This is a genomic window from Micromonospora sp. RL09-050-HVF-A (assembly GCF_019374995.1).
Taxonomy (GTDB): domain Bacteria; phylum Actinomycetota; class Actinomycetes; order Mycobacteriales; family Micromonosporaceae; genus Micromonospora; species Micromonospora antibiotica.
Window position 1 is genome coordinate 2693415 of the sequence record NZ_JAGKQP010000002.1, and the last position, 18009, is coordinate 2711423.

Consider the following 18009-nt stretch of genomic DNA (forward strand, 5'->3'; position numbering starts at 1 on the left):
GTAGCGTTTGCCCCGACAGCACCGGCACGGCCTTCCGGGGGACGACTTGCTCATCACGGACGACTTCCTGCCCGTACCGGTCCCGGAGTCGCTCAGCGCGACCTACCTGGTACCGATGGCGGGGTTGCCACCGGTGAGCCCGAAGACCGCGGTACGGGCGTTGGCGGGCCGGCTCGCCGACCCGGTCTACGGACTGGCCACGCAGATGCTGGACAGCCCGCTGATGTCGGTGGACACCCGCTCGATCGACGAGTTCCCGCAGCTGCCGCCGGACCTGCTCACCGCCTTCGGCGCGACCGAGGCCCAGTTGGGCCGGCTCGCCGCCGCCAGCCACCTGGTGGTGGTGCAGGCCGAGTACCGGCCGGGTTGGCCACCGGCGCACGAGTGGGCGGCCCGCGCGGTGGCCGCCGCCGTCGCCGAATCCGTCGACGGTGACGTGGTGGACGTGTTCGGGTTGCAGTTCCTCGACCCGGCGACGGCGCTGAAGTCGCTGCCGGACGCACAGGGCCGCATCCGGCTGGTCGACTGGGTGCTGGTCCCGTACTCCTCGGACACCGAGGGGCTGTGGTTCACCACCAAGGGGTTGCGCCGCTTCGGGCTGCTGGAGTTGCAGACCCAGGGGGTGCCCGACCACCTCACCCGGGCCTGGGGCGCGGTGCTGACCGGTGCCGCCCGCCGGCTGCTGCGGGACTGGACCGACGGGCTCGCCGGCGAGGAGGTGCCGGCGTTCGTGCAGCTGCCGGTGCTGGCCACGGTGACCGGCCACGACATCGCGGTGGCGTACGGCAACCCGGAGCAGCACGGCGCGACGGCCCCGGTGCTGCTGCGCTTGGAGCTGGACCCGGCGACCGACCCGGAGGCCGACTCGTTCCTCAGCCTGCGCCCGCCGCCCGGCCACCCCGGGCCGGACGGTCGCTACTTCGCGGCGGCCTGCGCGACCCTCTTCTCCGGCATCGAGCCGGACGTCCGGTACGCCCGCTCGGGCGACGCGATGAGCCGGGCCGTCGCCACCGCCCGCGCCGGGTTGGACGACATCCGGGCCCGGTTCCTCGCCGACGGGCTGCCACCGGAGGCCCAACTGGTGATCAAGTACGGCCTACCCGGCGACGACGGCCCCGAGTACGTCTGGGCCGGGGTCAACTCGTGGGACGCCCCGGAGCGGATCGTCGGCGCGAGCGCCAGCGACGCCAACACCGACCCCACCGTCCGGATCGGCTCCCCGGTCGAGGTGGCCGTCACCGAGGTCGTCGACTGGGCGGTCCTCGACGGCACCGGGGTCATCGAGGGCGGCTGGACCCAGGCCGTCCTCGACGCCGGCGAACGCCCCCACCCCACCCACTGACCCCACCCGGCCCACCCCGGCCCGCCCCGGCCCGGCTCGGCCCGCCCCGGCTCGGCCCGGTGATCAAGAGGTTTAGGTCAAAATCTCGGCCTGACATGACGTAAACCTCTTGATCACCGAGGCCGGTCGGAGGCGCGGAGGCCAGCCTCGGGTGATCAAGAGGTTTAGGTCAGGATTTCGGCCCGACGTGACGTAAACCTCTTGATCACCGAGGCCAGCCCCCCGGGGGCGGAGGCCAGCCCGGGGGCGGAGGCCAGCCCGGGGCGGAGGCCAGCCCGGGGCGGAGGCCAGCCCGGGGGCGGAGGCCAGCCCGGGGGCGACGCCAGGACCGGTGGGGTGGGGTCAGCGGACGGAGGGGGTGACGAAGGGGGGGCGGGTGATGCGCATCTGGGCGCGGCGGCCCCGGATGTCGACCTCGACGAGGTCGCCGTCGGCGAGTTTCGGGGCGGTGTCCAGCAGGGCGAGGGCGATGCCCTGCTTGCGGGTGGGGCTGAAGGTGCCGCTGGTGACCGTGCCGACCGGGGCGTCACCGGCGTAGACGGTCATCCCGGCGCGGGGGATGGCCCGGTCGACGGCCTCCAGGCCGCGCAGCGTACGGCGGGGGCCGGCGGTCTTCTCGGCGCGCAGCGCGTCGCGGCCCCAGAAGGCCGGCTTGTCCCAGCCGACGGCCCAGCCGGAGCGCCCCTGCACGGGGGTGACGTCCAGGGAGAGGTCCTGCCCGTGCAGCGGGTAGCCCATCTCGGTACGCAGGGTGTCCCGGGCGCCCAGCCCGCAGGCGCGCAGCTCGACCTGCTCCCCGGCGGCGAAGAGCGCGTCCCAGACGGCGACGGCGTGTTCGGCCGGCACCACCAGCTCGTAGCCCAGCTCACCGGTGTAGCCGGTACGGCAGACGGTCAGTTCGGCACCGGCCAGTGTCGCCGGGGAGAAGCTCATGTAGTCGTGCCCGGTGGGCAGGCCCAGCGCGTCGAGCAGCTCGGCCGAGCGGGGGCCCTGTACGGCCAGCACGGCGTACCGGTCGTGTTCGTCGGTGACCTCGACGTCGGCCGGGGCGGCGGCGCGCAGCCGGCGTACCACCTCGGCGGTGTTCGCCGCGTTGGGGATGAGGAAGACGTGGTCGTCGGCGTACCGGTAGGCGATGATGTCGTCGACCACCCCGCCGGTGGCGTCGTCGCAGCAGAGCGTGTACTGCGCCTTGCCCGCCCCGATCCGGTCCAGGTCGTTGGTCAGGCAGGAGTTGACGAACCGCGTCGCGCCGGGGCCGGTGACCCGCGCCTTGCCCAGGTGCGAGACGTCGAAGACGCCGACCGCCGTCCGGACCGCCGCGTGTTCCCTGAGTACGCCGCCGCCGGCGTACTCCAGGGGCATCTCCCAACCCCCGAAGGGGGCGAACTTGGCACCGAGCGCGGTGTGCCGCGCGTGCAGCGGGGAACGGCGCAGCCGGGTCGCGGCGGCGTCGGAGGTCACGTCCGTCATGGGTGGCAACTTACCGGTGGGTGCGCCGCTGGTTAGCATCGGCGGGACCCGTCGGCAGTTCGGCGGGACGCACCCGCGCTCCGGCGGATAGGTTGCCGCCGGAGACCATCACCGCCGGTACGCGACGACGCGGCCGGCCCGGCCCGCCCGGAGTAGCTCAGTGACATCGTCCAGCACCACCCTCAGCCTGGTCGACACCGACCCCGCCGAGCTCACGGTCGACGCGATCGTGATCGGCGTACACAGTCAGACCACCGGCCCGGACGCCACGAGCGGTCCCGCCGGCACCCTGCTGCTGGCCGACGGCGCGGAGAGTATCGCCGCCGCCTTCGACGGCAAGCTGACCGCGACGCTGGCCCTGCTCGGCGCGACCGGCGGCCCCGGCGAGGTGATCAAGCTGGCCACGCTGGGCACCGTCACCGCACCGCTGGTCGTGGCGGTCGGGCTGGGTCCGGAGCCGACCGGTGCCGCCCCCGCCCCGGAGACCCTGCGCCGGGCCGCCGGCGCGGCGGTCCGGGCGCTGGCCGGGGCACCCCGGGTGGCGCTGAGCCTGCCGCTGCCCGACAACGCCGACGCCCCGGCCGTGCTGCGCGCGGTCGCCGAGGGCGCGCTGCTCGGCGGCTACCGGTTCGCCGGTTACAAGACCAAGCCGCAGCCGTCCCGGCGGGAGCCGGTGGCCGAGGTGCTGATCGCCGTGCCGGACGCCGCCGACGCGACCGCCAAGGCCGAGATCGACCGGGCCACCGCGGTGGCCGGTGCGGTGCGCACCAGCCGGGACTGGGTCAACACCGCGCCGAACGAGCTGCGTCCGCCGGCCTTCGCCGACGCCGTCGCCACCGCCGCCCGCGCTGCCGGCCTCGACGTCGAGGTGCTCGACGAGCAGGAGCTGAGGGCCGGCGGGTACGGTGGCATCACCGCCGTCGGGCAGGGCTCCGAGGCCCCGCCGCGCCTGGTCAAGCTCACCTGGACCCCGCAGGGTGAGACGAACGGCAAGCGGGTCGCGCTGGTCGGCAAGGGCATCACCTTCGACACCGGCGGTATCTCGATCAAGCCGGCGCAGGGCATGTGGGAGATGAAGTCCGACATGGCCGGCGCGGCGGCCGTCGGGGCGGCGATGCTGGCGATCGCCGCGCTCAAGCCGTCCGTGACGGTGACCGGTTACCTGCCGATGGCGGAGAACATGCCGTCGGGTACCAGCTACCGGCCGGGTGACGTGGTCACCATGTTCAACGGCAAGCGGGTCGAGGTGCTCAACACCGACGCCGAGGGCCGGATGATCCTCGGCGACGCGATGGCCCGGGCCTGCGCCGACGGCACCGACTACCTGTTCGAGACGTCCACCCTCACCGGTGGTCAGGTGATCTCGTTGGGCAAGCGGATCGCCGGGGTGATGGGTACCCCCGAGTTGTGCGAGCGGGTGAAGGTGGCCGGTGACACGGTCGGCGAGCCGGCCTGGCCGATGCCGCTGCCGGACGACGTCCGCAAGGGCATGGACTCGGACGTGGCGGACATCTCGCAGGTCAACGCGGGCATGGACCGGGCCGGTCACATGCTCCAGGGCGGGGTGTTCCTGCGCGAGTTCGTCACCGACGACGTCGCCTGGGCGCACATCGACATCGCCGGCCCCGGCTACCACTCGGGTGAGCCGACCGGCTACTGGACCAAGGGCGGCACCGGTGTGCCGGTGCGTACCCTGGTGCAGCTGGTCGAGGACGTCGCCGCCAACGGCTGACGGATTCGCGACACGACGACGGGACGCCCACGGGCGTCCCGTCCGCGTTTTCCCGGGCCGGGCGCGTCGCCGGTCGGGCGTGACGTCGCCGGCGCCGGGCGGGACTCAGAACAGCTCGGGTCGGCGTTTGCGGCGTTCGTTGTAGTCGCGCATCCGCTGCGGGTAGCCCATCAGCCGGACGTCGTAGATCGGGATGCCCAGGGCGTGCGCGAAGCGGCGGGCGCCCTCCGGGCCGTCGATGCGCCGCCGGGTCCACTCGCCGTCGTCGGCGATCATGATGACGGTGGTCTCGGTCATCGTGGTCCGGGGTTCGACGAACGCCTCGACCCCCCGGCGGGTGCGGGCGAAGTTGGCCAGGTGATCCAGGTCAGCCCGTTCGGCCGGCCGGTCACGGTTGGCCGGGGTCGGCGGTTTGCGTCGCCGGAACAGCGCCACCGGGCTACTCCTCTCCCCCGTCCGTCGTCGAGGACGGTGCCAAGAGTACGTGTCGGGGACGTGTCGTTGGGCACCTCGGTACGCGCCCCGGACGGGCAAGTGACAAGATGACCGAGGTGGGGTCTGCCCGTGCCGCCCCGCCGTGACCCCCCGATGCAGCGAAGCGACCAGGGAGTTGGACGTGAGCGAGCCGAACGACGCAACCTTCGACATCGTCATTCTCGGAGGTGGCAGCGGCGGCTACGCGGCGGCGCTGCGTGCCGCCCAGCTTGACCTCTCCGTCGCGCTGATCGAGAAGGGCAAGCTCGGCGGCACCTGCCTGCACAACGGCTGCATCCCGACCAAGGCGCTGCTGCACGCGGCGGAGATCGCCGACCAGACCCGGGAGTCGGCGCAGTTCGGCGTCCAGGCCGAGCTGGTCGGCATCGACATGGCCGGGGTCAACGCGTACAAGGACGGGGTGATCTCCCGCCTCTACAAGGGCCTGCAGGGGCTGGTCGGCGGCAGCAAGAACATCACCTTCGTGGCGGGTGCCGGCAAGCTGGTCGGCAAGAACGTCGTCGAGGTGGACGGCAAGCGCTACACCGGCCGCAACGTGATCCTGGCCTCCGGTTCGTACGCCAAGAGCCTGCCCGGCCTGGAGGTCGACGGCGAGCGGATCATCACCAGTGACCACGCGCTGACCCTGGACCGGGTGCCCGCGTCGGTGATCGTGCTGGGCGGCGGCGTGATCGGCGTCGAGTTCGCCAGCGTGTGGAAGTCCTTCGGGGTGGACGTCACCATCGTCGAGGCGCTGCCCCGGCTGGTGGCCGCCGAGGACGAGGAGTCGTCCAAGGCGCTGGAGCGGGCGTTCCGCAAGCGGAAGATCAACTTCAAGGTCGGCAAGCCCTTCGAGAAGGTCGAGAAGACCGAGAAGGGCGTCAAGCTGACCATCGCCGGCGGCGAGACCGTCGAGGCCGAGCTGCTGCTGGTCGCCGTCGGCCGGGGCCCGAACACCGCCGACCTCGGCTACGCCGAGCAGGGCGTCAAGCTCGACCGGGGGTACGTGCTGACCGACGAGCGGCTGCGCACCGGCGTGCCGAACGTCTACGCGGTCGGCGACATCGTGCCCGGCCTCCAGCTCGCCCACCGGGGTTTCGCCCAGGGCATCTTCGTCGCCGAGGAGATCGCCGGCCTGAACCCGGCCGTGATCGACGAGGCCGGCATCCCGCGCGTCACCTACTCCGACCCGGAGCTGGCGTCGGTGGGGCTGAGCGAGGCCAAGGCCAAGGAGCAGTACGGCGACAAGGTCAAGGTCTACAACTACAACCTCGGCGGCAACGGCAAGAGCCAGATCCTCAAGACCGCCGGTTTCGTGAAGCTGGTACGCGTCGAGGACGGGCCGGTGGTCGGCGTACACATGGTCGGTGCCCGGGTCGGCGAGCTGATCGGCGAGGCGCAGCTCATCTACAACTGGGAGGCCTACCCGGCGGAGGTGGCGCAGCTCGTGCACGCCCACCCGACCCAGAACGAGGCGCTGGGCGAGGCGCACCTGGCCCTGGCCGGCAAGCCGCTGCACGCGCACGCCTGACCCACACTCATTCCGCGACGCCGGCGGCAAGCGGGCGAGGATCGCACCAGGCCACGAAGGAGTTTCAGAACATGCCGGTATCGGTCACCATGCCTCGGCTCGGCGAGAGCGTCACCGAGGGCACCGTCACCCGCTGGCTCAAGCAGGAGGGCGAGACCGTCGAGGTCGACGAGCCGCTGCTGGAGGTCTCCACCGACAAGGTCGACACCGAGATCCCCTCCCCCGCCGCGGGGGTGCTGAGCCGGATCGTGGTCGGTGAGGACGAGACCGCCGAGGTGGGCAGCGAACTGGCCGTCATCTCCGGCGAGGGCGAGTCGGCCGGCTCGCAGGACGACGGCGGGGCCGCCGAGCCGGAGCAGGCCGAGCCGGCCACCGAGCCGACGGCCGCCGCCGAGGGCACCGGCCCGGAGCCGGAGCAGCCGGAGCAGGAGCAGCCGGCGGCGCAGGCCGCCCCGGCGTCCTCGGGCGAGGGCACCGCGGTGAAGATGCCGGCGCTGGGCGAGAGCGTCACCGAGGGCACCGTCACCCGGTGGCTCAAGCAGGTCGGCGAGACCGTCGAGGTCGACGAGGCGCTGCTGGAGGTCTCCACCGACAAGGTCGACACCGAGATCCCGTCGCCGGTCGCCGGCACCGTCCTGGAGATCAAGGTCGCGGAGGACGAGACCGCCGCCGTCGGCGCGGACCTGGCGATCATCGGTACGGCGGACGCCGCCCCGGCCGAGTCGACGCCGGAGCCGGAGCCCGCCCCGAAGGCGCAGGCCAAGCCCGCGCCGAAGGCCGAGCCGAAGCCGGAGCCCGAGGTCACCGAGCCGACCCAGGGCGCGGGATACAACGAGCCGGCCGCCGAGACCGAGTCGGCGGCCCAGCCGGCGAAGGCGGAGCAGGCCGCCCAGCCGGCCGCCCCGACCGCCACGCCGGCCCGGCCGTCCGCCCCCGTCCAGGGCGGCGGCGAGGAGGCCGCCGGTTACGTGACCCCGCTGGTGCGCAAGCTGGCCGGCCAGCACGGCGTCGACCTGGCCTCGGTCACCGGCACCGGCGTCGGTGGCCGGATCCGCAAGCAGGACGTGCTGGAGGCGGCGGAGAAGGCGAAGGCGGCCAAGGCCGCTCCGGCGGCCCCCGCGCAGCCGGCTGCGAAGGCTCCGGCGAAGCCGGCGGCCAAGGCGCAGCCGAGCGCCAAGCGCGGCAGCACCGAGAAGCTGCCCCGGATCCGGGCGACCATCGCCAAGCGGATGCAGCAGTCGCTGCACGAGATGGCGCAGCTGACCACGGTGATCGAGGTGGACGTCACCCGGATCGCCAAGCTGCGCGCCCAGGCCAAGGAGGCGTTCCAGCAGCGGCACGGCGTGAAGCTGTCGTTCCTGCCGTTCTTCGCCCTGGCGACCATCGAGGCGTTGCAGACGTACCCGATCGTCAACGCGAGCATGGACCTCGACGCGGGCACGATCACCTACCCCGACGCCGAGCACCTGGGCATCGCGGTGGACACCGAGCGCGGCCTGATGGTGCCGGTCATCCACGGCGCGGGCGACCTCAACCTGGGCGGCATCGCCAAGCGGATCGCCGACCTGGCCGAGCGCACCCGGACCAACAAGATCAGCCCGGACGAGATCGCCGGGGCGACCTTCACGCTGACCAACACCGGCAGCCGGGGGGCGCTCTTCGACACCCCGATCGTGCCGTCGCCGCAGTCGGCGATGCTCGGCACCGGTGCCGTGGTGAAGCGTCCGGTCGTGGTGAACGACCCGGACCTCGGCGAGGTCGTCGCGGTCCGGTCGATGGTCTACCTGGCCCTGTCCTACGACCACCGGCTGATCGACGGCGCCGACGCGGCCCGTTTCCTGGTCGCGGTCAAGGAGCGGCTGGAGGGCGGCAACTTCGAGGCCGAGTTGGGCCTGTAACACCCGCGTTCGACGGAGGCGCCCCGGTCGGTCGACCGGGGCGCCTGCGTCGTCAGCACGCCAGGTGCCGGCACGGGCGGACCGACCGGCCACCACCCGCCGGGCCGTGCCGGGCCGCGCGGGGCGGGGAGGGGCATGGCGGGCGCACCGACCGGCTACCGCACGTCGGGCCCCTCGATCCGAGCAGGGCGGGCCGGGGCACGGCACCCGGCGGATCGGCGGGTCAGCCGCGCAGGGTCTGCTCGGAGACCGTCCAGAGCCGCTCGGCGGCGGCCGGGTCGAGGGCGTACGCGGCGACGCCGGTGCGGGTGCCGGGCTGGTGCGGGGCGGCCTGCTGGCAGTCCTCGAAGTACCGGCCACCGATCCCGTCGAGCAGCGGCGAGGTGGCGACCAGGACGGAGGTGGCGGCACCCTGCTCGACGGTCTTCCAGGTGGCCGCGCCGCCACCGCTGGCGGCCCGCATCCGCTCCAGTTCCTCGGCGCTGACGTACCGCTGGAGGTTGGTGTGGATCGCGCCGGGCATCAGCGCGTTGCTGAGGATGCCGTCGTCGGCCCAGCGCCGGGTCGCCTCGACGGCGAACAGCACGTTCGCGGTCTTCGACTGCCCGTACGCCGCCCACGGGTCGTAGGGGCGCTGCCGGAAGTGGATGTCGTCGAAGACCACCGGGGACCGCAGGTGCGCCGCGGAGCTGACCGAGACGATGCGGGCACCGTCGGCGGCGGCGAGGGCGCGGTGCAGCCCGGTGGCGAGGGCGAAGTGCCCGAGGTGGTTGGTGGCGAACTGCAACTCCCAGCCCTCGGGGGTACGCCGCTCGGGCGAGGCCATGATGCCGGCGTTGTCGACCAGCAGGTGCAGCGGCCCGTCCCAGGTGGCCACGAAGGCGGCCACCGACGCCTGGTCGGCGAGGTCGAGCGGGGCGACCAGCAGCCGGTCGTTGCCGGTGCTGGCGGTGATGTCCCCGGCGGCCCGCTGGCCGGCGTCGAGGTCCCGGACGGCCAGGGTGACGTCGGCTCCGGCGGCGGCGAGGGCGCGGGCGGTCTCCACGCCGATGCCGGAGGCACCGCCGGTCACCACGGCACGGCGGCCGGTGAGGTCGACGTCGCGGACCACCTCCAGGGCGGTGGTACGGGCGTCGAAGGGGGTGTGGACTGGCGAGTCGGTGGTCATGATCCGTCCTTGTCGGTGCGGTACGGGCCGGACGACCCGACCGCTACGATGAGAAGTGGAGGGCCCTCCGTTACAACTCCGAGCCTAACCGGAGGATCCTCCGTTTGCCACCCGACCCCCGAGCGGACCTGATCCCCGCGCAGACCCGCCCCTGAGCAGACCCGACCCTGACCGGACCCGGACCCGGACCCGGACCTGAGCAGACCCGGACCTGAGCAGACCCGGACCGGGGCCTGAGCGGACCCGACCGCCGGAGACACCACCCGTCAGCACCACTGCACCAGATCCAGGAGGCGACGTGTCGCAGAACCGCTCAGGAGGCGACGTGCCGGAGCGCGGTTCCCGGCCGCTGCGCGCCGACGCGCTGCGCAACCGGCAGCGGCTGCTCGACACCGCCGTGAAGGCGTTCTCCCGACAGGGGCCGGAGGTGACCCTGGAGTCGATCGCCCGGGACGCCGGGGTGGGCATCGGCACCCTCTACCGGCACTTCCCCACCCGGGAGGCGTTGGTCGAGGCCGCCTACCGCAGCGAACTGGCCAAGCTCTGTGCCGCCGCCGACGACCTGCTGACCCGACTGCCGCCCGCCGAGGCGACCCGGGCCTGGATGGACCGCTTCGTCGACTACCTGGCCACCAAACGGGGCATGGCCGACGCCCTGCGCCTGGTGATCGCCGCCGGCACCAACCCGTACGCGCAGAGCCGGGACCTGCTGGTCGCCGCGCTGACCCGGCTGCTGGCGGCCGGCGTCGCCGACGGCACGATCCGTCCGGACGTCGACCCCGGCGACGTGCTGGCCGGGCTGGGCGGGATGTCGCTGGCGGCGCAGGGACCCGAGCAGCGAGACCTCGCCGGCCGCCTGCTCGATCTCCTCCTGGCCGGCCTACGCCGACACTGACGGCCCGGGTGCCGACGCCCGTCGGCAGGCCAGGGCCGACACCCGTGACGGTGGGCCGGGTCGGCACCAACGGCGATGGACCGGCACCCGTGACGACAGGTCGGGTCGACACCCACGGCGATGGGCCGGCACCCGTGACGGTGGGCCGGGTCGACAACCGGCGGTGGGTCGGCATCCGTGGCGGTGGGAGGGCGGACAGCGCGGCGGGTGGGTCGTAGGATCGTCGCCAGCGTCGCAGTGCACCCGGCAAGGAGACCGCCGAGGGCATGGAGGCGCGGGACAGCATGGGACACACGTGCACCCCGATTCCACCCCGGCCGACCGGTTGACCGCGCTCGGCCACCAACTGGTAGAGATCCACCTCTGGTTGCTCGACGAACTCGACCAGCTCCGGGCCGGCCTCGACGCCGGTCCCGACGGATCACCCGGGGCAGGCCGGCTGCGCGGCCTGCGTACCCACTGCCTCAGCTTCTGCGCGGCGCTCACCCGGCACCACACCGGCGAGGACGCCGGGGCGTTCCTGGTGCTCGCCGACGAGGCACCCGAGCTGCGGCCCGTGCTCGACAAGCTCAGCCGGGACCACCGCATGGTCGACTGGATCGTCCACCGGATCGAGGCGCTGTTCACCGACCCACCGCCCGACGACCCGGCGGCCCTCGACCGGGTACGCGTCGAGCTGGACGGGCTGTCCGCCATCCTCGAATCGCACTTCCGCTACGAGGAACGCACCCTCACCGCCGCCCTCGACGCGCTCGGCGACCGGGCCGGCGGCACCACCGAACTGCTCGGGGTGACCCCACCGCCGGACTGGTGACCCCACCGGGGCACAGCAGACCCGGCCAGGCCGCATCAGACCCGGCCAGGCCGCAACAGACCCGGCCAGGCCGCAACAGACCCGGCCAGGGCGCAACAGACCCGGCCAGGGCGCAACAGACCCGGCCGGCGCGCAGCAGACCCGGCCGGGGCGCGCGGTAGGACCGTCGGGAGCGTGGGCGGTGATTCTCCGGTTGGCAGAATCCGGGGTCGCGGGCTGGCCGGAACGGCACGCGACGGCAAAGCTGGGCCGGTGACCGTCTTCTCGCTCCAGGCCACCCCGACCGACGCGGCGGGCTGGGTCGACCTCGCCCGCCGGGCCGAGGCGGTCGGCTTCGACGCCCTGCTCGCCGCCGACCACCCGGGCGACGTGACGTCCCCGTTCGTCGCGCTCGCCGCCGCCGCGTCGGTGACCACCACGATCGGGCTCGGCTCGTACGTGTCGAATCTGGGGGTGCGGGAGCCGATCCTGCTCGCCGGCGACGTGGCCACCCTCGACCTGGTCTCCGGCGGGCGGGCCCGGCTCGGTGTCGGGGCCGGCCACACCCCCGCCGAGTGGGCCGCCGTCGGCCGGGTACGCCCCGACGTGGCCGGCCGGGTACGCCGCTGTGTGGCCGTCGCCGAGGCGGTGCGTGCCCTGCTCGACGGTTCCCCGGTGACTGTCGACTCCCCCGACCTGGTGGCGCGGGAGGCCCGGCTGACCTCGCCCCGGCCGGTGCAGGAGCGCATCCCGCTGACCATGGGCACCGCCAACTCGACGCTGCTGCGCTGGGCCGGGGCGCACGCCGACGTGGTCGGGTTGACGGGTTTCGGGCGTACCCTCGCCGACGGTCACCGGCACGAGGCGCGTTGGCGGACCGACCAGATCGAGGCGCAGCTCGCCCAGGTGGCCGCCGGCGCGGCCGGCCGGGACACCCCGCCCGCGGTGGAGGCGCTGGTGCAGACGGTGGTGGTCACCGACGACGCCGAGGCCGCCGCCGCCGAACAGGCCGGCCGGATCGGGCTGACCGTCGCCGAGCTGCTGGCCACCCCGTTCGTGTTGATCGGCACGGTGGACGAGATCGTCGCGGCGGTCGCGGCCCACCGGCGTCGCTGGGGCGTCACCCGCTTCGTGGTACGCCGGGACGCCCTCGAACCGCTCGTCCCGGTCCTGTCCCGGCTGCCCGGCGCCGCAGCGACGCGGGACGGGTGAGGTCCCGGTCCGCGGGCACAGCGGAGAGTGCCGGGGCTGGAACACCCACGGGCGCCGGCCGAGGGGCGGAGGCCATCGCTTGACCTGGAGCGCGCTCCAGGTTGAACACTGGTCGGCATGACGACGACACGGACTCTGGGCCGCAGTGGAATCGAGGTCGGCGCGATCGGCATGGGGTGCTGGGCGATCGGTGGCCCGCTCTGGGGCGACGACGGTCAGCCGTACGGCTGGGGTGAGGTGGACGACGACGAGTCGGTCGCCACCGTCCACCAGGCCCTCGACCTGGGTGTCACCCTCTTCGACACAGCCAGCAACTACGGGGCCGGGCACAGCGAGCGGGTGCTCGGCCGGGCGCTCGCCGGCCGGCGGGACCGGGCGGTGATCGTCACCAAGTTCGGCAACCGCAGCGACGAGGCGACCCGGCGGGCGCTGGGCGTGGACGCCAGCCCGGCGTACGCGGTGGCCAGCCTGGAGGGGTCGCTGCGTCGGCTCGGCACCGACCACGTGGACCTCTACCTGCTGCACCTCAACGACCTGCCGGCGTCCACCGCGCTCGACCTGGTCGACACCCTGGAGGGCCTGGTCACCCAGGGCAAGATCCGCGGGTACGGCTGGAGCACCGACAACCCGGGGTCGGCGCGGGCGTTCGCCGGGGCGGGGCCGCACTGCGTCGCCGTCGAACACGACGAGTCGGTGCTGAACGACAACCCGGAGGTGCTCGCCGTCTGCGACACCTTCGACCTGGCCAGCCTCAACCGGGGACCGCTGGCGATGGGCCTGCTCACCGGGGCCACCCGCACGCTGGGCGCGGACGACGTGCGGGGCCGGGCGCCGCAGTGGCTGGTCTGGTTCCGCGACGGCCGGCCCACCCCCGAGTGGTCGGCCCGGGTGGCGGCGATCCGGGCGGCGTTGACCTCGGACGGCCGTACCCTCGCCCAGGGGGCGCTGGGCTGGCTGCTGGCCCGCAGCCCCCGTACGCTGCCGATCCCCGGGTGCCGGACGGTGGCGCAGGCCCGGGAGAACTTCGCCGCCCTCACCCTCGGCCCCCTCCCGGCGGACGCGTTCGCCGAGGTGGAGCGCCTCCTGGCCGACCTGCGCCCGACCCCCGCCGGCGCCCCCGCCACCCGGTAGGTCCCGCCACCGCGCACCCCACCCGCCACCCGCCACCCGCCACCCGCCCGCCCGCCCCGACTTCCCCACCCCACCTCGGCGGGTCGCCGGCCGGCCCCGGTGATCAAGAGGTTCAGGTCAGTTGATCAAGAGGTTCAGGTCAAATTGAAGATCAATCTTGACGCAAACCTCTTGATCACCGGGACGAGGCGGGCGGGGGTGGGGGTGGGGGGGTTGGTGGTCGGCGCATCCGGTCGGGGGCGCGTGCCCGAAGATGGGGGTATGCGGATCCTGATGGCCGGCGTGTCCGGCTTCCTCGGCACCCGGCTGGTCGACCGGCTCACCGGCGACGGGCACCAGGTCACCCGGCTGGTCCGGCGCTCGCCGCGTACCCCCGACGAACAGCGGTGGGACCCGGCCGCCGGGCAGCTCGACCCGGCCGTGGTGGCCGCGGCCGACGCGGTGGTCAACCTGGCCGGGGCCGGGGTCGGCGACAAGCGGTGGACCGACGACTACCGCCGGGTGATCCGGTCCAGCCGGGTGGACAGCACCACCACGCTGGCCGTGACGATCGCCGGGTTGCCGGCGGCGGACCGGCCCCGGGTGCTGCTCAACTCCTCGGCGGTCGGCTGGTACGGCAACACCGGCGACCGGGTGGTCGAGGAGGACGCCCCCGCAGGTGAGGGGTTCCTCGCCGACGTGTGCCGGGTCTGGGAGGCGGCGACCCGGCCCGCCGAGGACGCCGGGGTACGGGTGGTACGGCTGCGGACGGGCCTGCCGCTGCACCGCCACGGGGGGCTGCTCAAGCCGCAACTGCTGCCGTTCAAACTGGGCATCGCCGGCCGGCTCGGCAGTGGGCGGCAGTGGCTGCCGTGGATCTCACTGTTGGACTGGCTGGACGCCACGGTGTACCTGCTGACCGCCGGGGAGGTCGCCGGCGCGGTCAATGTGGTCGGCCCGCACCCGGTCACCAACGCCGAGTTCACCCGGGAGTTCGCCCGCCAACTGCACCGGCCGGCGATCGTCCCGATTCCGGCGCTCGCCCTGAAGGTCGCCCTGGGCGGCTTCGCCCAGGAGGCGCTGACCAGCACCCGGGTCCTGCCCGCCGTGCTCACCCGGGCCGGTTTCCCCTGGACCCACCCCGAGCTGCCCGCCGCGCTGCACGCCGCCCTGCACGACGACTGACCGGGAGGGGTCGGGGTCGCGGGTCCGACCGGTCGGTCCAGTTCCGGTTGGTAACGTCCGCTCCGTGCCGACTTCCCCGACCCTGGCCGCCGACCAGCCACCCACCGCCGCCCCCGACACCGCCCGGGGTCGGCGGGCCGACCTGATCATGCTGGTCGTCGCGGTGGCGCTGGCGGTCTGGGTGACCAGCGGCCTGTGGCGCGACCCGAACCAGCGGGCGATCACCGTGAACTCCAGCGACCAGGCACTCTTCGAGTGGTTGCTCGCCTTCGGCGGGCACGCGGTCACGCACGGGGAGAACCCGCTCTTCACCCATCTGCTCAACGTGCCGGACGGGGTGAACCTCGCCGTCAACACCTCGATCACCGTGTACGCGGTGGTCTTCGCACCGCTGACGTACCTGATCGGGCCGCCGGCGACGTTCCTGGTGATCCTCACCCTCAACCTCGCCGCCACCGCGCTGGCCTGGTACTGGTTGCTCTCCCGGCACCTGGTCGCCAGTCGGCTCGCGGCGGGCGTCGGGGCGCTGTTCGTCGCCTACTCCCCCGGCATGGTCGCGCACGCCAACGCCCACCTGAACTGGACCGCCGGCTGGTTGGTGCCGCTGCTGGTGGCCGGGGTGTTCGCGCTGCGCCGGCCGGGCCGTTGGTTGCGGGGCGGGCTGGTGCTCGGGGTGCTGGTCGCGGTGGCCTTCTCGATCGCCGCCGAGGGGTTGTTCTTCACCGCGCTGGCAGTCGCCGTCTTCCTCGCCGTCTGGGCGCTGCACCCGGCCCGCCGGGCGCAGGCCCGCGCCGCGTTGCCGGACCTCCTGCGCGGGTTGGCGGTGACCGCGCTGGTCGCCGGGGTGCTGCTGGCGTACCCGCTGTGGTTGCACTTCGCCGGGCCGCAACGGTTCCACGGCACCGGTTTCGACCCGGTCATCCACGCCGAGGACATCGCCGCGTTCGGGGCGTACCCGAGCCGGTCGGTGGCCGGGGCGCTGGGCTGGGACACCACGCTGGCGCCCAACCCGACCGAGGAGAACAGCTTCTTCGGGGTGCCGCTGCTGCTGCTCACCGTGGTCTGCTTCGGGTGGCTGTGGCGTCGGGCCAGCCCCGGCCGGCAGGCCACGCTGACCGCGCTCGGGGTGACCGCCGTGGTGTTCGCGGTGCTGTCCTGGGGGCCGGTGGCGAAGTGGAACGGGAGCCGTACCGGTCAACTGCTGCCTTTCGGGGTGCTGGACGACCTGCCGGTGGTCAACGCCGCCCTGCCGTCCCGGCTGGCCCTGGTGGTCGCCCCGGTCATCGGGGTGCTGCTGGCGTACACCGTCGACCGGCTGCGGGCGACGCCACCGGGTCGCACGGCGGCCTGGGTGTGGGGGGTGGGTTTCGCCGTGGCGTTGCTGCCGCTGCTGCCGACCCCGCTGCTGACCAGCGTCCGCCCGCCGGTGCCGGAGTTCGTCACCGCCGGCACCTGGCGGGAGTACGTCTCACCGGGCGGGGTGCTCACCCCGATCCCGCTGACCCTGGACGTCACGCCCGACGGGCAGCGCTGGCAGGCGTACGCCCTGTCCCACCGGCAGGGTGAGTTCCGGCTGCCCGCCGGCTTCTTCCTCGGCCCGGGCGGCCCCGACGGGCGGGGGCGGATCGGGCCGCCGCCGCGCACCTTCGACACGCTGATGGACCAGGCCGGCCGGACCGGGCTGGTGCCGATCGTCACCGAGGGCAGCATCCGCCTGTCCCGGGCGGACCTGCGGTACTGGGGGGTCGAGGCGGTCGTCCTGCCCGACGAGGTGCACGGGGCCAAGTACGACCTCGACGAGGACGCCCTGCGCCGTACCGCCACCGCCCTGCTCGGCGAGCCCCGCCGGGTGGACGACGTGTGGCTCTGGACGGTCCCCGCCGCCTGACGGTCCCCCTGACCGGTCACGCCCACGGCGCAGGTCCACGCCCGGACGCGCGGGGTCACGCCCAGTGCCTGGGGTCACGCAGGGTGGGGCGACGAGGCTCACGGGGCGGAGCGCGGGCGGGCGGGGCTAGGGTGGCGGGGTGAGCGTGACGACTTCCGGGGTGACCGCCGTCCGGGCCGGTGTGGTCGACTACCCGACCGCGTGGGACGAGCAGCGGCGGCTGCACGCCGAAGTGGTGGCCGGTGAGCGTGGCGACACCGTGCTGCTGCTGGAACACCCGAGCGTCTACACCGCCGGCAAGCGCACCGAGCCCTGGGACCGGCCGATGGACGGCACCCCGGTGGTCGACGTCGACCGGGGCGGCAAGATCACCTGGCACGGTCCGGGGCAGCTCGTCGGCTATCCCATCGTCCGGCTGCCCGACCCGGTCGACGTGGTCGCCTACGTCCGCCGCACCGAGCAGTTGCTGATCGACGTCTGCGCCGAGTTCGGGCTGACCGCCGGCCGGGTCGAGGGGCGCAGTGGCGTCTGGGTGCCCGACGACGACCGGGGCCCGGCCCGCAAGGTGGCCGCCATCGGCATCCGGGTCGCCCGGGGCGTCACCCAGCACGGCTTCGCGATCAACTGCGACTGCGACCTGTCGTACTACGACCGGATCGTGCCCTGCGGCATCGCCGACGCCGGCACCACCTCGCTCACCGCCGAGCTGGGCCGCCCCGTGACGGTGGCCGAGGTGCTGCCCGTGGTGGAGCGGCACCTGCCCACCCTGCTCGGCTGAGCGGGTGCGGATCGACCTCGTCACCGTCGTCGTCGCCGACTACGACCCGGCCATCGCGTTCTTCACCGGGATCCTCGGTTTCGAGCTGGTCGAGGACGAGCCGTCGCTGACCAACGGCGGCCGCCCGAAGCGGTGGGTGGTGGTCCGCCCGCCCGGCGCGCAGACCGGCATCCTGCTGGCCCGCGCCGACGGGGAACGGCAGGAGGCGGTGGTCGGTGACCAGGTGGCCGGTCGGGTCGGCTTCTTCCTCCAGGTCGACGACTTCGACGCCGTCCACCGGCGAATGGTCGACGCCGGCGTGGAGTTCGTGAAGCCGCCGCGCACCGAACCGTACGGTCGGGTGGCGGTGTTCCGGGACATCGCCGGCAACCGCTGGGACCTGCTCGGCCCCGGCCTGACGCCGCTGCCCGCTGCCTCCGTCGAGCCGCTGCAGCTCCACCGGGCCCGGTATCCGCCGGGCCGGGGCCCAGGTCCTACCTCCCGCCCCCGCCCCCGCATCCCCCATCTGTTCCGATCCCGGCCCGGCCCCC

General features: G+C 73.9%; 14 protein-coding genes and 1 pseudogene. 12 read left to right on the top strand and 3 right to left on the bottom strand.

The features are described 5' to 3' along the window. The first annotated feature begins 46 nt into the window (after positions 1 to 46). Complete coding sequence (locus J7462_RS11520; RefSeq protein WP_219464050.1) at positions 47 to 1342, top strand: DUF2314 domain-containing protein; 1296 nt, start codon at positions 47 to 49, stop codon at positions 1340 to 1342. A 342-nt stretch (positions 1343 to 1684) separates the two neighbouring features. On the opposite strand, the gene gcvT is transcribed toward J7462_RS11520, so the two are convergent. Next, positions 1685 to 2815, bottom strand: coding sequence for a glycine cleavage system aminomethyltransferase GcvT (gcvT, locus tag J7462_RS11525; protein ID WP_219464052.1), 1131 nt, complete (start codon positions 2813 to 2815; stop codon positions 1685 to 1687). A gap of 160 nt (positions 2816 to 2975) precedes the next feature. Between gcvT and J7462_RS11530 the strand changes: the two genes are divergently transcribed. Next, positions 2976 to 4547: a leucyl aminopeptidase gene (locus J7462_RS11530; RefSeq protein ID WP_219464053.1), complete on the top strand. Its 1572-nt coding sequence runs from the start codon at positions 2976 to 2978 to the stop codon at positions 4545 to 4547. A 105-nt stretch (positions 4548 to 4652) separates the two neighbouring features. Here the strand turns inward: J7462_RS11530 and J7462_RS11535 are convergent, their stop codons facing one another. Continuing rightward, on the bottom strand, positions 4653 to 4982 hold the full coding sequence (locus J7462_RS11535) for a hypothetical protein (protein ID WP_219464054.1): 330 nt from the start codon (positions 4980 to 4982) through the stop codon (positions 4653 to 4655). 142 nt (positions 4983 to 5124) lie between these two features. Here J7462_RS11535 and lpdA point away from each other — a divergent pair, with 142 nt between their 5' ends. Both lpdA and sucB read left to right on the top strand, forming a co-directional pair. Further along, entirely contained in the window at positions 5125 to 6552 is a 1428-nt protein-coding gene (lpdA, locus tag J7462_RS11540; protein WP_219464055.1) for a dihydrolipoyl dehydrogenase, read from the top strand. A gap of 71 nt (positions 6553 to 6623) precedes the next feature. Continuing rightward, positions 6624 to 8450 carry a 2-oxoglutarate dehydrogenase, E2 component, dihydrolipoamide succinyltransferase gene (gene sucB / locus J7462_RS11545; RefSeq protein WP_219464056.1) on the top strand — a complete coding sequence of 609 codons (1827 nt, stop codon included), beginning with the start codon at positions 6624 to 6626 and terminating at the stop codon, positions 8448 to 8450. Positions 8451 to 8673: 223 nt separating this feature from the next. Here the strand turns inward: sucB and J7462_RS11550 are convergent, their stop codons facing one another. Beyond that, positions 8674 to 9618, bottom strand: a complete 945-nt coding sequence (locus J7462_RS11550) for an SDR family NAD(P)-dependent oxidoreductase (RefSeq protein ID WP_219464057.1) — start codon at positions 9616 to 9618, stop codon at positions 8674 to 8676. 298 nt (positions 9619 to 9916) lie between these two features. Between J7462_RS11550 and J7462_RS11555 the strand changes: the two genes are divergently transcribed. The 8 genes and pseudogenes from J7462_RS11555 to J7462_RS11590 form a co-directional block, all read left to right on the top strand. Beyond that, on the top strand, positions 9917 to 10513 hold the full coding sequence (locus J7462_RS11555; RefSeq protein ID WP_307799482.1) for a TetR/AcrR family transcriptional regulator: 597 nt from the start codon (positions 9917 to 9919) through the stop codon (positions 10511 to 10513). A 295-nt stretch (positions 10514 to 10808) separates the two neighbouring features. Next, positions 10809 to 11327, top strand: coding sequence for a hemerythrin domain-containing protein (locus J7462_RS11560; RefSeq protein ID WP_219464058.1), 519 nt, complete (start codon positions 10809 to 10811; stop codon positions 11325 to 11327). A 252-nt stretch (positions 11328 to 11579) separates the two neighbouring features. Next, positions 11580 to 12518: an LLM class flavin-dependent oxidoreductase gene (locus tag J7462_RS11565; protein WP_219464059.1), complete on the top strand. Its 939-nt coding sequence runs from the start codon at positions 11580 to 11582 to the stop codon at positions 12516 to 12518. A 117-nt stretch (positions 12519 to 12635) separates the two neighbouring features. Continuing rightward, complete coding sequence (locus J7462_RS11570; RefSeq protein WP_219464060.1) at positions 12636 to 13649, top strand: aldo/keto reductase; 1014 nt, start codon at positions 12636 to 12638, stop codon at positions 13647 to 13649. A gap of 261 nt (positions 13650 to 13910) precedes the next feature. Next, positions 13911 to 14813, top strand: coding sequence for a TIGR01777 family oxidoreductase (locus tag J7462_RS11575; protein WP_219464061.1), 903 nt, complete (start codon positions 13911 to 13913; stop codon positions 14811 to 14813). A 64-nt stretch (positions 14814 to 14877) separates the two neighbouring features. After that, positions 14878 to 16701 carry a DUF2079 domain-containing protein gene (locus tag J7462_RS11580; RefSeq protein WP_219464062.1) on the top strand — a complete coding sequence of 608 codons (1824 nt, stop codon included), beginning with the start codon at positions 14878 to 14880 and terminating at the stop codon, positions 16699 to 16701. 139 nt (positions 16702 to 16840) lie between these two features. Then, entirely contained in the window at positions 16841 to 17479 is a 639-nt protein-coding gene (gene lipB / locus J7462_RS11585; RefSeq protein WP_208568756.1) for a lipoyl(octanoyl) transferase LipB, read from the top strand. A 4-nt stretch (positions 17480 to 17483) separates the two neighbouring features. After that, positions 17484 to 17867, top strand: a pseudogene (locus J7462_RS11590) (VOC family protein); the annotation flags it as partial. Between the last annotated feature and the right edge of the window lie 142 nt (positions 17868 to 18009).

Excerpts from the sequence above, each read along its gene's own strand:
- J7462_RS11570 (WP_219464060.1), top strand. The coding sequence starts at position 12,636 with ATGACGACGACACGGACTCTGGGCCGCAGTGGAATCGAGGTCGGCGCG.
- sucB (WP_219464056.1), top strand. The coding sequence starts at position 6,624 with ATGCCGGTATCGGTCACCATGCCTCGGCTCGGCGAGAGCGTCACCGAG.
- J7462_RS11575 (WP_219464061.1), top strand. The coding sequence starts at position 13,911 with ATGCGGATCCTGATGGCCGGCGTGTCCGGCTTCCTCGGCACCCGGCTG.
- gcvT (WP_219464052.1), bottom strand. The coding sequence starts at position 2,815 with ATGACGGACGTGACCTCCGACGCCGCCGCGACCCGGCTGCGCCGTTCC.
- J7462_RS11550 (WP_219464057.1), bottom strand. The coding sequence starts at position 9,618 with ATGACCACCGACTCGCCAGTCCACACCCCCTTCGACGCCCGTACCACC.